Below are 16,043 nucleotides of genomic sequence, written 5' to 3' on the forward strand. Positions count from 1 at the left end.
TCAGGAGCGGGCGGCGGCCTTGCGGGCGCGGTATGCGCTGACCGCGGCCCGGTTGCCGCAGCCGGCCTCACAGAACCGGCGGGAGCGGTTCTTCGACAGGTCGACCAGCACGTTGTCGCAGTCGGGGTGGTCGCAGAGACGCAGCCGCCGCAGTTCGCCGCCGCGTACCACGTCCGCGATCGCCATCGCCGCCTCGACCGCCATCCGGGTGGCCAGCGGGGCGTCCCGGGGTACGGCGTGCAGGTGGTACGGCTCGGCGTCGTGCGTGATGAGCTGAGGCAGCGCGCGGTGCTCACGCAGCAGGGCGTTGACGATCGACACGACCTCGTCGACCTCGGCGTACCAGATCCGGCGCAGGCGGGGCCGCAGCGCCCGCACCGCCCGCAGCTCGGCCTCGGTGTGCTCGTGCCGCCCGCTGTAGGAGTGGGCGGTGAAGAAGGCGTCCAGGGCGGGGACGTCCGGGAGCCCTTCGCCGTCGGAGCCGGCGGTGTTCACCAGCGCGGCGGCGGCGATCAACGAGCACTCGGTGTCATGGGCGAAAAGCAACTTGACTCCTGTCCTGGCCCCGTCTAGCGTCATCGGCGTAACCTATTTTGCCCATGGCGGGCCACCGTGCCAAGGAGAGTCCATGCGTCAACCGCCCGCCGCGGGTGCCGGCCTCGCACTGGCACTGCTCTCCGCGATCACCTTTGCCACCTCCGGCACCTTCGCCCGGTCGCTGATCGACGCCGGCTGGTCGGCCGAGGCGGTCGTCATCGCCCGGGTCGGCATCGCCGCCTTGGTGCTGGCCGTACCCGCCATGCTCGTCCTGCGGGGACGGTGGTCGGTGCTGCGCCGTAATCTCGCGTCGATCGGCGTGTTCGGGCTGCTCGGGGTCGCGGTCGCCCAGGCGTGTTTCTTCAACGCCGTGCGTTACCTGCCGGTCGGTGTCGCGCTGCTGCTGGAGTATCTCGGCATCATCCTGGTCGTGGGGTGGACCTGGCTGGTGCAGGGTCAGCGGCCCCACCGGCTGACCGTCGCCGGCTCGGCGGCGGCCATGGTCGGCCTGGTCTTCGTGCTCGACCTGACCGGGGCCGGCCGACTCGACCCGGTCGGCGTGCTCTGGGGGCTGGGTGCCGCGGTCGGCCTGGCGGGTTACTTCGTGCTGGCCGGCCGGGTCGATCCCGCCCTGCCGTCGGTGGTCATGGCCAGTGGCGGGATGGCCGCCGGTGCCGGCGTGCTGTTGCTGCTCGGCCTGTCCGGCGCGCTGCCGCTGCGGGCCACCTTCGACACCGTGCAGTTCGCCGGCGGACAGACCAGCTGGCTGGTACCGATCGCCGGCCTGACGCTGGTGGCCGCGGTGGTCGCCTACCTGGCCGGGATCGCGGCGGTGCGGTTGCTCGGTTCCCGGTTGGCCTCGTTCGTCGGGCTGACCGAGGTGATGTTCGCGGTGCTGATCGCCTGGTTGGTACTGGGCGAGCTGCCCACGATCGTCCAACTGTTCGGCGGGTTGCTGATCGTCGCGGGCGTGGCGCTGGTCCGCCTCGACGAGCTGCGCGGAGCCGCCGCGCCGCCCATCGCCGGGGAGCCCGTGCTGACCGTGAACCGGTGACGCCCCGGGCTCGACGACCGAGCACCACAGCCGCCGCTACCGCACCACCTCCGTTGCGGTAGCGGCGGCGTAGTGGTGTCGTAGCCGTCCCACCCAGGATCTCGGTGACCGTGGACATCACCCACGGTCGATCAGTTCGCTGACCGAGGAGTCTCATTGGGCTGGCTGCGTACGTCCCCTCGCCGATGGAGCGCATTGGCGCTCACGGCCGTCAGTCTCGGCACCGTCGCTGCGGTGGCACCCGCCGTGCCCGCATCGGCCGCCGGGCCCGCCGACCACGTCCTCTACTGGAACGACGTCCTGCTCCGGACCTATCGGCAGGAGGGCGGGGCACCCGGGCCGCTGGCCAGGGCCGGCGCGATGGTGCACGGCGCCATCTACGACGCCGCGAACTCGGCGCTCTGCGCAACGGGTACCGACCGGTGCCTGGGCCGGCAGTACCGGATCACGGTCACGCCCACGCCGGGCGTGACACCGGATCTGGCAACCGCGATCGACTACGCGGCGTACGACACGCTGCGCAGCATTTATCCGCAGCGGAACTTCAGCGCCGACCTGGCCGCTGCCCAGGATGGCATCGCCAGTTCCCCGGCCCGAACCGACGGGCAGCGCATCGGCTCGGCCAGCGCCCAGGCGATGATCAGCTTCCGCGCCAACGACGGTGCCCCGGACATCTCGACCTACGCCGACGGGACCGTTCCGGGTCAGTGGCGCCGCACCGGCTCCGGCGCGCCGGCCACGCCGAGCTGGGGACTGGTCAGGCCGTTCGCCATGACCTCTAACACCCAGTTCCGGCCCGGGCCGCCGGCCGGTCACTCCAGCTACGCCACCCTGCTCGCCAGCCAGGCGTACGCGGACCAGCTCAACGAGGTGAAGGGACTGGGCCGCTACAACAGCACCACCCGGACCACCGATCAGACCCAGGCCGCCTGGTTCTGGGCCAACGACCTTGACGGGACCTACAAGCCGCCGGGCCAGTTGTTCGCCCACACCCAGATCGTCGCGAAGGCGGCCAAGCTCACGCAGGCCGGTAACGCGCGGCTCTTCGGCCTGGTCGGCATCGCCATGGGAGACGCGGCGATCGTGGCGTGGGACGCGAAGTACCAGACCGACGTGGACCTGTGGCGGCCGGAGACCGCGATCCAGCGGGCCAACGAGGACAGTCGGAGCGACACGGTCGCCGACGCGGCCTGGCTGCCCCTGTCGGCCGACCGGAACAATGTGCGGTTCTCGCCGCCATTCCCCGCCTACACGTCCGGACACGCCACCTTCGGTGCCGCGTGGGCGGGCGCGATGAGAGGCTTCTTCGGCGCGGACACCTTCAACTTCGCCGCCACCACCGAGGATCCGCACGCGGTCGGTGTAGTCCGCAACTTCTCCACCTTCAGCGCCGCGGCGACCGAGAACGCGCGCAGTCGCATCTGGCTCGGCGTCCACTACCAGTTCGACGCGGACAGCGGACTCTCGTCCGGCACCGCGTTGGCGAACCACGTCACCGCCAGCGTCCTTCGCCCGACCGCCTCGTACACGTTCGACGGCTTCTACGAGAACGGCGCGAAGGTGGGCACGTCGATCCCGGACGCCGCCGCGCCGTCGTCGTTCACGGTCGGGTTCAAGCTGACCGCCGGCAGCGCTCCGGTTACCGATCCTGGGGCCGTCGTGGGTGCCTCGTGGAACGGACGACCCGCCACGGCGGGCGCCGTCACCTTCGCGAACGGCCGGTACGAGATCGCCGTCTCGGTGCCGAAGTCCTGTGCGGGACAGACCTGGACCTTCACGGTGCTGCTCCGCGACGGCTCACGCCGCGATCTCGGGGTTCGGTGCTCCACCGTCTGACCTGAGGTGCGCGATTGGCGGCGTGGTCGGGCCCTTCGACCGCGCCGCCGGCGTCGTCCACCCCAGGAGAAGCCGGCGGATGTCCTGGAGCGCCTGCTCGACCTCGTTGAGCCGGACCAGGGCATCCGAGAGGCCGGCGTCCTGCCCACCCGTCACCGGATCGGCGTGGAGAAGGTTCTGGTACGCCGAGGTCAGCTCCGCCCCCGGGTCCAGCCCCAGTTCCTCGCGGAGAAGCATCCGGGCGCGATGAAAGGCCGCCATCGCCTCGCCGCGCCGGCCTGCGGCGTGCAGGGCGATCACCAGGTGCCGCCACATCGACTCGCGCAGCGGGTGCTGTTCCACGAGTGCGGTGAGCTTCGGGATCAGCTCATGGTGCCGTCCCTCGTGCAGCTCAAGCCCGATCAGCTCGGTCAACACCGTGAACCGCTCCTCCTCGAGCCGGGCGGCCGCCGCCGGAACGAACGGTGCGTCGACGTCACCGAGAGGAGGCCCGGTGTGCAGCCGAAGCGCTTCCCGAAAAACCTCCGCCGCGGCCTGCGGTCGCCCCAGGGCGACCAGTGCCCGTCCTCGTTGGACGCGCTGCCGGAACTCCGTGACGTCGATGTCGGTCACGTCGGCCCGGAGCAGGTAGCCGGTCGCGAGCGTGTGCAACTCGACGCCGGGCACCGCCCGAAGGAAGCGCCGTAGCAGCGAGATCTGCCCGTGCACCTGGGTGCGGACCGTCCGCGGCGGATCGACGCCCCAGACCTCGTCCACGATCTGGTTCACCGGGACCAGCGCGTTGGCGTGGAGCAGGAGCAGTGCCAGCAACGACCGTGCCCGTTTACCATCGGGCCGTCTCGCGCCCTCCTCGCCGTGCACGGTGAGCGGGCCGAGCAGGCGAATCCTCACCTCGCCCACCGGACGTCCGGGCATCCGAACGGAACAGCTCCCACATGTCCTCCAGCCCCCGTGTCGAGGAGAACGTCAAGCTGCTGCAACCATAGAAGTTGCATCATGCAGTGGCAATGACACGTTCAGTTGATACGTATCGGCGAACAGGTACGGGGAACGGCGGCCCCGGACGTCGGCTGGGACGATGCTCCGGTGGTGACCACTGTGGTGTTCGACGCCGACGAGACCCTGCTCGACCTGCGCCCCGCGGTGACCGGTGGGCTGATGGCCGTACTCGATGAGATGGGCAGACTGAACCCGGCGGCCCGGGTTTCGCTCGCCGACCTGGAGTCGGACTGGCACCTCGCCTTCGGCATTAACGCTGCAGCGCCGGTGCAGGAAATTCGGCGGGCGGCGCTCGCCCGGTCGTTGGCCCGGGCCGGGCTCGACGGGTACCTGGAGGACGTGACGGCGCTCTTCTTCGCCCGGCGGTTCGCGCTGACCCGGCCCTATCCGGACGTGCTGCCGGCGCTCGCCGCGCTGCGCGAACGCTGGATGCTGGGCTTCGCCACCAACGGCAACAGCCGCGCCGGGCGCTGCGGGCTCGCGGGCGAGTTCACCTTCGAGGTGTACGCGCACGAGAACGGCCTACCCAAGAAGCCGGATCCGGCGTTCTACGCGGCGGTGGTCGCGGCCGCCGGGGTGCCGCCCGAGCAAGTGGCGTACGTCGGCGACTCGGTCACGCACGACGTGGTCGGGCCGCAGCGGGCAGGGCTGTGCGGAGTGTGGCTCAACCGCAAGGGCCTGCCCTGCCCGCCGGAGATCCGGCCGGACGCCGAAGTGTCCACGTTGACCCTGCTGCCCGGAGTGTTGACGGCTCTCGCGGACGAGGCAGGTGCTCCGCGAGCTGTCGGGTAGCTGGCTGGCGTAAACCGGCCGGGTGTTGTTCGATGACGCCACGTCCCTCAACGAGAGGATTCGATGTGGTGAGCAAGCGTTTCACCGCCGGTGCCGTCGCTGTCGCAGTGGCGCTGACCCTGTCGGCGGTGACCGGCCCCGGGAAGCCGGCGACCGCCGGAACCGCCGCGACGGTGACCTTCACGGTCGTGGCCGAGGACGGGGTCGACGCCGACACCGCCCTCGCCGCCATCCATGCTGCGGGCGGCACGGTGGTAGCCCGGGCCGACGAGGTCGGGGTCTACCGGGTGGTCAGCGACCGGACCGATTTCGCGCGTCAGGTCCTCGCCGCCGGACCACTGGTCGGCGCCGCCGAGCAGCGGGCCATCGGCCGAAAGCCGAAGGTGGACCCGGTCGAGCAGGAAGGTCCGGTCCCGGCCGCTGCGGCCCGAGCCTCCGCTGCCAAGGCTGGCGGCCCCGCGACTAGCCACGCGCGGGGGAAGAGGATGGATCCGCTAGACGAGAAGCTGTGGGGCCTGGACATGATCCGGGCCGACGACTCCCGCAAGATCGAACCCGGCGACCGGCGGGTGCTCGTCGGTGTGCTGGACACCGGCGTCGACGCCAGCCACCCGGATCTCGCACCGAACTTCGACTGGCGCCTGTCCCGCAACTTCGCGCCGGACATGACCGATATCGACGGTCCCTGCGAGGTGCCCGGCTGTCTCGACCCGGTGGGCACCGACGACAACGGACACGGCACCCACGTCGCGGGCACGATCGGCGCGGCGGCGAACGGCTTCGGTGTGTCCGGTGTCGCTCCCAAGGTCTCGATCGTCCAGCTCAAGGGCGGGCAGGACTCCGGGTACTTCTTCCTGGAGCCGGTGGTCAACTCGTTGTTGCACGCCGGCAAGGCGGGCCTCGACGTGGTGAACATGTCCTTCTACGTCGACCCGTGGCTCTACAACTGCACGGCCAACCCGGCCGACTCTCCGGAGGCCCAGGCCGAGCAGCGGGCCATCATCAAGGCGATGAAGCGGGCGTTGACGTTCGCGCACAACCGGGGCGTGACGCTGGTCGGCGCACTGGGCAACAACCACGAGGATCTCGGCGTGCCGCGGACCGACACGTCCAGCCCCGACTACGGGCCGATCCCCGCGTATCCCCGGGAGATCGACAACGACAGCTGCTGGGACCTGCCGGTCGAGGGCCCGCACGTGATCGGGGTGTCGTCCGTCGGTCCGTCGGGTCGCAAGGCGCACTTCTCGAACTACGGCACGGAACAGATCTCGGTGGCCGCGCCGGGTGGCTTCTCGCTGGACGGATTCGGTACGCCGACCTTCGGTGCCCAGTCCAACCGGATCCTCTCGACCTACCCCAAGCACGTGCTCCAGCGGCTGCCGATCTCGTCCACGATCCCGGACCCGCTGGTCGACGCGGACGGCAACATCGATCCGCGGGTCGCCGACCGGGTCTTCAAGGACTGCAAGCCCGACGGTGAATGCGGCTACTACCGCTACCTCCAGGGCACCTCGATGGCGGCGCCGCACGCCTCGGGCGTTGCCGCGCTGATCGTCAGCCGTTACGGCAAGCAGCAGGGCCGAGCCGGCTACGGCATGAACCCGGACCTGGTCGAGCAGCACCTGTACCGGACGGCCGCGGAACGCCCCTGCCCGGAGCCGAGGCTCCAGCAGTACCGCGACGAGGGCCTCGACGAGACCTACGACGCGTACTGTGCGGGTGGGCTCAACTTCAACGGCTTCTACGGGTACGGCATCGTCGACGCGTATGCGGCGGTGACCACCCCGCTCAAGCGTCGGTAACCGGGCCGCGAAGCGCTCGTTCCGATGAACGGCAGTGTGGCTGGGCGGGAGTTCTTCCGCCCAGCCACCGGCTGTCACCGGCGCCACCCGCGGTTGAGGAGCGCGGCGCGGACCTCTCGGATGATGCCCGGAAAGTCTCGGTAGAGACGGCGAGCGGTCACGTGCAGCACCAGCCAGCCCGCGTTGACGAGGCGGTTGAGGCGCTGTCGGTCCCGATGCAACTGCTCAGGGTCCGAATGCCACTGCCCGTCGTACTCCACCGCCACGCGGAAGTCGGGCCAGGCGAGGTCGGGATGCAGCACCAGGCCGCCGGACACCCGCACCGGATGTTGCACCACCGGTCGGGGCAGACCGGCCAGCACCAGCCGGATGCGCAGGTGCGACTCAGCCGGTGACTGAGCCGCCGGCTCGGCCAGATCGAACAGCCAACTCGCCCGACGTACGCCGGGGCGACTCTCGTTCAGGGCCGCGACCTCCGCGAGCGCCGCCCGAGTGGTGAGCCCTTTGCCGAGCAGCGTGTCAACTATTCCGATCGCCCTGGTCGGCTCCAGCCAGACGGCACTCTCCCAGGCCGCCCGAGCCGGGTCGGTGCGGGGCAGGATGCCCGGTCGGGCTTGCCCGACCAACGGCTCCCGAGACATCGTGTGCACCTGCAGGCCGCGTTGGCTGCGCACCCCGGCGGGAGCCGGAGTCAGGACATGCACGTGGTCGGCGAAACCTGCGGCGTGCTCGACTCCGTGCAGGTACGCCGCCGACGGGCCGGCGAACGCCGCCCCGACCGGCAGTTGCAACGCGACCGCGCGGCAGGCCAGGGCGTGATCGCGATCGAGCCGGGAATCGGCGTAGATGTCGCGCCGTAACCGCAGCCAGGCGGAACTGCGGAGCTGGTGGGCGGTGAGCAGGCCCCGGTGGACGGCGTCCGAGCCACGGAAGACCTGCCACGCCAGAACTCCCGGTCGGTTTGCTTGAACTGGCATGGACGAAAGCCTGCGTGCCGGGAGACCGCTACGGCAGCCCCTGTGGATAACCGCGGACAGGGCGGCGGCGCTCACCTGTGGACAACCCTCCCCGGCACCGCCGAATGTGCTATGCCCTGACCCGCGGGCCCCGGCCACCCGCGAAGAGGTTGGTCACGACTTGCGGCATCCTGGGCCTTCGAGCCGGATTTTGGGCCCGACTTGCCGCAAGTCGTGACGCGGCAGGAATGGCGGGGCGGGGTCAGGTCAGGGCGGTGGCGATGGCGGTGGCGGCGGCCAGCACCTGGGCGCCCACCGCCTCGGCGTCCAGCGGAGCCAGTGCCACCACCCCGACGCTCGCCTCCAGGCCGGGCACTCCGAGCACCGGCGCGGCCACCCCGTACGCGCCGGGTTGCAGTTCACCGGCGGTGCTCACCGGGCCGGCGTCGCCCGACCGGCCGGCGAGGATGGCCCGCCCGGCGGCACCGCGTTCCAGTGGATGCCGTGCCCCGGTCCGGTACGCGACGTGGAACGACGTCCAGCTCGGCTCCACCACCGCGAGCGCGACCCCCTCGCCGCCCTCCACCACCGTCAGGTGGGCGGTGGCTCCGGCCTGTTCGGCGAGCCGCCGCAGCGCGGGCAGCGCCCCCTCGGCGAGCAGCGGTTGGGCCCGTCGGGCCAGGTGCAGCACGCCGGCGCCGAGGCGCAGCCGACCGTCGGCGTCCCGGCGCAGCATTCCGTGCCCGGCCAGCGGGCCGATCAGCCGGTAGACGGCGGCCCGACCGATGCCCAGCCGGTTCGCCGCCTCGGTGACGGTCAGCCCGCCCGGGACCTCCGCCACCAGGTGCAGCAGCCGCAGGCCCCGGTCCAGGGTCAGCGACGCCTCGCCACCGGTGACGGGGGGTGGCGGATCGGTGCCGGGTGTCGCTGCGGTGCTCACGACCAGCAGGGTACGGCCAGGCTCAGGCGACCGGGCAACGGCGGACGGCTACCCTTGTACGGTGACGCTACGCCTGTATGACACCGCCGCCAGATCGGTGCGGGACTTCGTTCCGCGGGAAGCCGGCAAGGTGGGGGTCTACCTGTGTGGTCTCACCCTCCAGGCGCCGCCGCACATCGGTCACCTTCGCTCCGGCGTCAACTACGACGTGCTGCGGCGCTGGTTGCTGGCCGCCGGCCTCCAGGTCACCTTCATCCGCAACGTGACCGACATCGACGACAAGATCCTGGTCAAGGCGCAGGAGCAGGGACGCCCGTTCTGGTCGATCGCGTACGCCAACGAGCTGAAGCTCGCCGCGGCGTACCGGGCGTTGAACGTGCTGCCACCGACCTACGAGCCGCGCGCCACCGGGCACGTCCCGGAGATGCACGAACTGATCGCGCAGCTGATCGAGCGGGGCCACGCCTACCCGGCCACCGACGGCTCGGGTGACGTCTACTTCGACGTGTGCTCCTGGCCGTCGTACGGCGCGTTGTCCAACCAGTCGCCGGACGACATGCAGTCCGCCGGTGACGCACCGGACCGGGGCAAGCGCGACCCCCGTGACTTCGCCCTCTGGAAGGGTGCCAAGCCGGATGAGCCGGCGGACGCCTACTGGCCGTCGCCGTGGGGTCCGGGCCGGCCCGGCTGGCACATCGAGTGCTCGGCCATGTGCCGGCGCTACCTCGGCGCGGAGTTCGACATCCACGGCGGCGGGCTCGACCTGACCTTCCCGCACCACGAGAACGAGCTGGCCCAGTCGCAGGCCGCCGGCCTGCCCTTCGCCCGGTACTGGGTGCACCACGGCCTGCTCGGCATCGGTGGGACGAAGATGGGCAAGTCCCTGGGGAACGCCCTCGACCTGGACTACGTCGCCTCCCTCGGGGTACGCCCGGTCGAGCTGCGCTACTACTACGTGGCCGCGCACTACCGCTCCCGGATCGACTACTCGGAGGAGGCGCTGCGCGAGGCCGCCGTCGCCTACCGGCGGATCGAGGGTTTCGTGCAGCGGGCCGCGGAGCGGGTCGGTGCCGGCGGTCTCGGTGGGCTGCCCGCCGCCTTCGCCGCCGCGATGAACGACGACCTGAACACCTCGGCCGCGCTGGCCGTGCTGCACGACGTGCTGCGCGACGGCAACAACGCGCTGGCCGGCGGGGACGATGTGACCGTCCGCACCACACTCGCCGATGTCCGGGCGATGCTGGATATCCTCGGAGTCGACCCTCTCGACCCGGCGTGGACCGGCGGCGCCCGGGCGAGCGACCTCCGTGGCGTGGTGGACTCGCTGGTCGCCCTGGCGCTGGAACAGCGCGCGCAGGCCCGGGTCCGCAAGGACTGGGCCGCCGCCGACGCGTTGCGGGATCAACTCAAGCGGGCCGGAGTGGTTGTCGAGGACACCCCACAGGGACCGCGTTGGACTATTGGAGAGCATGACTGATGGCCGGCAATTCGCAGCGCCGTGGCCGGCGGGTGACGTCGAAGGCCAACGCCCCCAAGGGGTCCGGCGGTAAGAACCGGGACTCCCTCGCCGGCCGGGGGCGGACCCTACCGGCCGACGAGCGGCCCTGGCACAAGGCGTACTCCGGCACCGAGAAGCTGCCGCAGCGCACCGCCTGGAAGCAGGAGAAGGAGCGCCGGGCGGCGGCCGAGGAAGGGCGGGCACCGAAGATCGGCAAGCCCGGCACCAAGGACACCACCTGGGGCAAGGGTGGGGGTCGGGGCGTGGCCGCCGCCAAGCCGGCCCGCGGCAAGCAGCCCGCCGGGCGCAGCGGCCCCCGGGTCGCGCCGGGGCGCAAGTCGAACCCGGCGAAGGACTCGCCCGAACTGCTGGTCGGTCGCAACCCGGTGCTGGAGGCGCTGCGCACGCAGGTTCCCGCGACCGCGCTCTACACGGCGCAGGGCATCGACGTCGACGACCGGGTCAAGGAGATCATCCGTACCGCCGCCGACCGGGGCGTCGCGATCCTGGAGGTCAGCCGCGCCGAGCTGGACCGGATGACCGGTGGTGTGCTGCACCAGGGCGTCGGTCTGCAGGTGCCGCCGTTCGCGTACGAGCCGTTTGACGATCTGATCGCCGCGGCGCTGGAGCACTCGGCGCCGTTGCTGGTGGCGCTGGACGGGGTCACCGATCCGCGCAACCTCGGCGCGGTGATCCGGTCCGCCGCCGCCTTCGGCGCGCAGGGTGTCTTCGTACCGGAGCGGCGGGCGGCCGGAATCACCGCGACCGCCTGGCGGACCAGCGCCGGTGCGGCGGCCCGGGTGCCGGTGGCCCAGGTGACCAACCTGACCCGGTCGCTCAAGGCCTGCCAGGACGCCGGGTTCGTGGTGGTCGGCCTGGACGCCGACGGGGAGATGGATCTGTACGACCTGGAGGCGGCGGTCGGTCCGCTGGTCGTGGTGGTCGGCTCGGAGGGACGAGGGCTGTCCCGGCTGGTCGGGCAGACCTGCGACCTCACCGTCAGCATTCCGATGATCTCGGAGGTGGAGTCGCTCAACGCGAGCGTGGCCGCCGCCGTCACCCTGGCCGAGGTGGCGCGCCGCCGGGCCGCCGGTCACTGAGAACCGGAGCGTACGCGGAAGGGGCGGCCCGCCATCGGCGGACCGCCCCTTCGCGGTTGCTACCTCAGATGCGCTGCCCGGTGGCGGCGTGGAAGACGTGGCTCTGACCGGTACGCGGCTTCACGAAGATCGTGTCGCCCATGTTCGGCATGGTCCGCCGGTCGGTCCGGACGACGAACCGCTCGGAGGCGCCGTCGAGCGCGGCGTGGCCGTAGACGTTGGCGTCCGAGCCGAGGTCCTCGACCAGCTCGACCACGACCGGCATGCCACCCTCGGTCGGGCTGACGATGTCGCAGTCCTCCGGACGGAAGCCAACGGTCACCTTGCCGTTACCGCCCTCGGCGTTGGCCGCCTCGGCCTGCTCGCGGGTGAGCGGGACGAACATCTCGGCGAAGGCCGCGCCCTGCTCGCTGAACGGCACGGTCTTGATGTTCATGGCGGGCGAGCCGATGAAGCCGGCGACGAAGACGTTCGCCGGGGTGTCGTAGAGCGTCCGGGGGGTGTCGACCTGCTGGAGCACACCGTCGAGCATGACCGCCACCCGGTGACCCATGGTCATGGCCTCGACCTGGTCGTGGGTCACGTAGACGGTGGTGATGCCGAGCTTGGCCTGGAGCGAGGCGATCTGCGTACGGGTCTGCACCCGCAGCTTGGCGTCGAGGTTCGACAGCGGCTCGTCCATCAGGAAGACCTGCGGCTCCCGGACGATGGCCCGGCCCATCGCGACCCGCTGGCGCTGACCGCCGGAGAGCGCCTTCGGCTTACGGCTGAGGTACTCCTCCAGCTGGAGCAGCGCCGCCGCCTCCTTGACCCGCCGATCGATCTCGGACTTGGAGGTCTTGCGCAGCTTGAGCGCGAACGCCATGTTCTCGTACACCGTCATGTGCGGGTAGAGGGCGTAGTTCTGGAAGACCATGGCGATGTCGCGGGCCTTCGGCGGCAGGTGGGTGACGTCCCGGTCGTCGATGAAGATCGCGCCGTCGTCGACGTCCTCCAGGCCGGCGAGCATGCGCAGGCTGGTGGACTTACCGCAGCCGGAGGGGCCGACGAGGACGAGGAACTCGCCGTCGCCGATCTGGAGGTCGAGCTGGTTGACCGCGGGGCGTTCGGTGCCCGGGTAGATCCGGGACGCCTTCGCGTAGGTGACCGTAGCCATGAAGAAACGCTTCCTCTCACCGGCAGGAACGTGCCGGACGATCCGAGTAAGGGAGCGACCGGCACGGATGCCCGTACCGGCGCCACGGCCGGCGCGGGACGAGCCCGTGTCGGCCGTGTCACTGCACGGTAAACGGCTTTCGTCGCGATGCCAAGGTCCACCGGTGGCCGGTACTTCCGAAGCATTCGCATTCCGGTCAGTCGGGCACGGTCGGACATGAATCGACGCTCGCGGGTCGGGATGTTGACGTTTCCCATGCTCGGGAGCCCTGCCGAGCAGGAAAACCGGACGTCGGTCGCTATGCTGGCCACGACACAACGCCCCTGTAGCTCAGCTGGCCAGAGCACCCGCCTTGTAAGCGGGATGTCGCCGGTTCGATCCCGGCCGGGGGCTCCATCGGTATCACCCTTCGGCGCACCGGGCGGACACCTCGGCGTGGCCGGGTGTTCAGACGGGACCGTTAGGCTCCGCCTCCACCCGTCACGCCGTCATCACGACCAGGGGCGTCCGCCACCGTGCACCACGCCAACCACTACTACGGGCACTCCCACGTGCTGGCCCGCTACTGCGGGCTCGACGACCGGGATCCGCCCCGCATTCACGGTTACCTCCAGCACGGCTGGAACATCGGCGACGGCATGGCCTACGACCACGAGTTCGTGCCGGGCGTGCCGCTGTTCCTCTGGTCGGAGCGGACCCGCCGGCGGGCGTGGTCCCTCGGCCGCCGGCAGACGTACGTGGTCGGCGCCCCGTGGGCGTACCTGCTGGCGATGGAACCGGACGGCCCGCGACAGCGGGAGGGGACGATCTGGTACCCCTTCCACGGCTGGGAGGGGCAGCGGGTGGTCGGCGACCACGGCCGGCTGATCGACGAGATCCATGCGGTCGAGTCGGGGCCCGTGACGGTCTGCCTCTACTGGCAGGAGTACCGATCGACGCGGGTGCGCCAGCATTACGAGCGCGCCGGTTTCCGGGTCGTCTGCCACGGCTACCGGGGCGGCCGGTGGCGCGACCTCGATCCCGGTTTCCTGCACCGACAGCTGGCCGAGCTGCGCCGGCACCGCCGGGTCGCCTCCAACCGGCTGTGCAGCGCGGTCTTCTACGGCATCCTCGCCGGTTGCGAACCGGCCGTCTACGGCGACCCGATGCAGCTCGACGGTGAGGCACCGATCTGGGGCGGCCAGCCACGGATCCGCCGGCAGTGGGCGGTCCTGCACGGCTCCCGGGTGGACCCGGACGCCGCCCGCGAAATGGCTGTCTCCGAGTTGGGCGCCGACCGCCTGCTGCCGCCGGCCGAGCTGCGCCGGCTGTTCCGCTGGCCCGAGCCCACCTGCGGCGGTGCTGCGCACCGGGCCGTTCCGACCGGGCCCGGCGGGTGGCGAGAGAGCCGGGCCGACCAGGGCGGCACGGCACGGGACGAGGCGACGCCGCCGGGCACGGCGGATGGTCGGTACGGCGCGGCGGTCGGCCGATGAGTGAGCGCAGCCGGCGAAGCACTCGGCTGGCGCGTTGTTGCGGTGCCGAGCGTAGCGAGGTGGGGCGATGAGCGAGGCAGCCGTTCACCTGATCGGCGGCGAGATGCTCGCCTGGTCGGATCTCGACGGCGCGCACGGTCCGGGTCCGGTACGCGGGTCGGTGCTGGCCGCCCTGCTCTCCGTCGCTTCGGGCCGCACCCTGGTGGCGGGGCCGCACGATCCCGGGTTGCTCGATGCGCTGCCTCCGGCCGACCTGACCGTGCTGGTGCGGGGGCTACCGGACGCCGAGACGCTGGCCGCGCGCTACGCCGACCGTCCCGGCGTGCGGGTGTACTGCGGCGGCCCGGAGAAGCTCGCCGGCACGGCCCGGTACGACACCGTGGTCGCCCTGGACGGGCTGGCCCGGCTCAGCTCCGTCGAGGGGCCGCAACTGTCCTGGGGTGAGGCGTTCGACCTGCTCGTGTCGGTGCTACAGCCCGGCGGCCGGCTGCTGCTCGGGGTCGACAATCCACTCGGGCTGCACCGACTGCTGGCGTCGCCGCCGAGCACCGACTCCGACTGGGCGACCCTCGGCGAGTACGACGACACCCGGCCGGCCGGTCCGCCCCGCCTGCGGGCCCGGTTCGCGGCTTCCGGGCTGCGGGTCGGCGGCACCTGGGCGGCCTTCCCGTCCCCACTCGCACCCGCCACCCTGCTCGGCACGGACCTGCTCGCCGACCCGGAGCTGACCGGTTTCCTCCAGGCCGTGCTCACCGACGGCGACCGCGGCGCCGTCGGCCCGGTCCCCGAGGGCGGCGGTCCGGAGTGGGCGGGCATCGGCCCGGTCCCGGAGGGCGTTGGGTTGGCCCCTGACGGCGACGGGACGGCCTCGGCCGCGCCGCTGCCGGCCGACCCGGCTCGGCTTGCCTGCGCCGCCATCAGGAACGGGGTCGCGGGTGAACTCGCCCCCGGATGGATCCTGGTCGCCGAGCGCCTGCCCGCCCCGGAAACCCGAGCGGATCGCCACCCCGCTCACGGCGTCCAGGCCGCTCCACACGACCATGCCGTTCACGGCGGCCAGGCCGCTCAGGGTACTTACGGCGACCACGCAGCCCGGGTCGCTCATGGCACCCAGGCCACTCACGACGCGCACGCCGACGAGGTACCGACCGGCCAGGTCGGGTCGGCACCGGCCGCGGCACTGGTCGGGCGGGACGGCCGGCTCCGGGAGGTGCGCCCGGATCCGGCGGGGGGCTGGCGGTTCGCCGACGGCGAGGCGGTGCCGTCGGGGCGTACCGTCGAGGATCTGCTGGTGGCCGCGTCGTTGCGGCGGGACCTGCCGGCGGTGCGGGCGCTGCTCACCGCCTGGCAGTCCGGTACGGAGGCGGGGGTACCCGCGGACGGGGTGGTGGTCACGCCGGCCGGCGCCTGGCACGGCCTGGCCGGGGCCGTCGAGCCGGCGGTGGCGCTGCGGCGGCTGGCGTCCCGGCTGATCGACGCCGGCCTCGCCCACCTCTGGCCGGCCGGTGAGCTGGCGACCACCCTGACCGTGCTGGCCGGTCGGGAGCCGGGGCCGTTGGCCGACGACGTCGGTGGCGCCGCTGCCGGCGGCTGGCGGGAACTGCTGGCGGACCGGGACCGGCTGGCCCGCGAACTGTCGGAGGCCCGTGCCCTGCACGCGTGGTACGAACAAACGCTGACCGAGCGTGACGAGGAGCTGAAACGGCTGCGCCGGATCGTCTCGCTGCTGCACGGCACCCCCACCGCACGCGCCGGCCGCCTGCTGCTCGCCGGTGCCCGTACCGCCCGCCGCACCGCCCGCTCCGCCGTCCGCCGCCTCCGCCCCACCGACTGAACACCCGACCCCGCCACGTCGATCATGCAGTTGTGGCACCTGGCAAAAGGTGTCAAAGGGTACC

At 71.8% G+C, this 16,043-nt stretch carries 13 protein-coding genes and 1 tRNA gene; 9 read left to right on the plus strand and 5 right to left on the minus strand.

From position 1 onward, the window contains the following. Positions 1–546: a CGNR zinc finger domain-containing protein gene (locus SM447_RS10385; RefSeq protein ID WP_474572540.1), complete on the minus strand. Its 546-nt coding sequence runs from the start codon at positions 544–546 to the stop codon at positions 1–3. 82 nt (positions 547–628) lie between these two features. On the opposite strand from SM447_RS10385, the gene SM447_RS10390 reads away from it, so the two are divergent. Both SM447_RS10390 and SM447_RS10395 read left to right on the plus strand, forming a co-directional pair. Continuing rightward, the gene (locus tag SM447_RS10390) at positions 629–1,591 is read left to right on the plus strand and encodes an EamA family transporter (RefSeq protein ID WP_474572541.1); all 963 of its coding nucleotides are present in this window, start codon (positions 629–631) and stop codon (positions 1,589–1,591) included. Between the two features lie 195 nt (positions 1,592–1,786). After that, positions 1,787–3,427, plus strand: coding sequence for a vanadium-dependent haloperoxidase (locus SM447_RS10395; protein ID WP_474572542.1), 1,641 nt, complete (start codon positions 1,787–1,789; stop codon positions 3,425–3,427). Here SM447_RS10395 and SM447_RS10400 read toward each other — a convergent pair. Then, positions 3,389–4,318, minus strand: coding sequence for an AfsR/SARP family transcriptional regulator (locus SM447_RS10400; RefSeq protein ID WP_474572543.1), 930 nt, complete (start codon positions 4,316–4,318; stop codon positions 3,389–3,391). The two genes, SM447_RS10395 and SM447_RS10400, sit on opposite strands and share 39 nt — an antisense overlap. Positions 4,319–4,513: 195 nt before the next feature. On the opposite strand from SM447_RS10400, the gene SM447_RS10405 reads away from it, so the two are divergent. After that, positions 4,514–5,218, plus strand: coding sequence for an HAD family hydrolase (locus tag SM447_RS10405; protein ID WP_474572544.1), 705 nt, complete (start codon positions 4,514–4,516; stop codon positions 5,216–5,218). 68 nt (positions 5,219–5,286) lie between these two features. Beyond that, entirely contained in the window at positions 5,287–7,020 is a 1,734-nt protein-coding gene (locus SM447_RS10410; protein ID WP_474572545.1) for a S8 family peptidase, read from the plus strand. A 74-nt stretch (positions 7,021–7,094) separates the two neighbouring features. Here the strand turns inward: SM447_RS10410 and SM447_RS10415 are convergent, their stop codons facing one another. Together SM447_RS10415 and SM447_RS10420 are read right to left on the minus strand one after the other, a co-directional pair. After that, positions 7,095–7,997, minus strand: a complete 903-nt coding sequence (locus SM447_RS10415) for an endonuclease domain-containing protein (protein ID WP_474572546.1) — start codon at positions 7,995–7,997, stop codon at positions 7,095–7,097. 241 nt (positions 7,998–8,238) lie between these two features. Beyond that, positions 8,239–8,916, minus strand: coding sequence for an IclR family transcriptional regulator (locus tag SM447_RS10420; protein ID WP_474572547.1), 678 nt, complete (start codon positions 8,914–8,916; stop codon positions 8,239–8,241). 61 nt (positions 8,917–8,977) lie between these two features. On the opposite strand from SM447_RS10420, the gene cysS reads away from it, so the two are divergent. After that, positions 8,978–10,393 carry a cysteine--tRNA ligase gene (cysS, locus tag SM447_RS10425; protein WP_474572548.1) on the plus strand — a complete coding sequence of 472 codons (1,416 nt, stop codon included), beginning with the start codon at positions 8,978–8,980 and terminating at the stop codon, positions 10,391–10,393. Next, positions 10,393–11,514, plus strand: coding sequence for a 23S rRNA (guanosine(2251)-2'-O)-methyltransferase RlmB (gene rlmB / locus SM447_RS10430; protein WP_474572549.1), 1,122 nt, complete (start codon positions 10,393–10,395; stop codon positions 11,512–11,514). The genes cysS and rlmB overlap by 1 nt, the downstream gene beginning before the upstream one ends. 64 nt (positions 11,515–11,578) lie before the next feature. Here rlmB and SM447_RS10435 read toward each other — a convergent pair whose 3' ends face one another. Beyond that, a complete protein-coding gene (locus SM447_RS10435) occupies positions 11,579–12,670 on the minus strand; it encodes an ABC transporter ATP-binding protein (protein ID WP_474572550.1) in 1,092 nt (363 codons plus the stop codon). Between the two features lie 319 nt (positions 12,671–12,989). Between SM447_RS10435 and SM447_RS10440 the strand changes: the two genes are divergently transcribed. The 3 genes from SM447_RS10440 to SM447_RS10450 all read left to right on the plus strand — a co-directional run bounded on the left by SM447_RS10440 (position 12,990) and on the right by SM447_RS10450 (position 15,979). Further along, a tRNA-Thr gene (locus SM447_RS10440) sits at positions 12,990–13,066 on the plus strand. A 119-nt stretch (positions 13,067–13,185) separates the two neighbouring features. Continuing rightward, positions 13,186–14,145, plus strand: coding sequence for a hypothetical protein (locus tag SM447_RS10445; protein ID WP_474572551.1), 960 nt, complete (start codon positions 13,186–13,188; stop codon positions 14,143–14,145). A gap of 67 nt (positions 14,146–14,212) precedes the next feature. Further along, positions 14,213–15,979 carry a hypothetical protein gene (locus SM447_RS10450; RefSeq protein ID WP_474572552.1) on the plus strand — a complete coding sequence of 589 codons (1,767 nt, stop codon included), beginning with the start codon at positions 14,213–14,215 and terminating at the stop codon, positions 15,977–15,979. The last annotated feature ends 64 nt before the right edge of the window (positions 15,980–16,043 follow it).

This window comes from Micromonospora aridisoli, assembly GCF_056150025.1.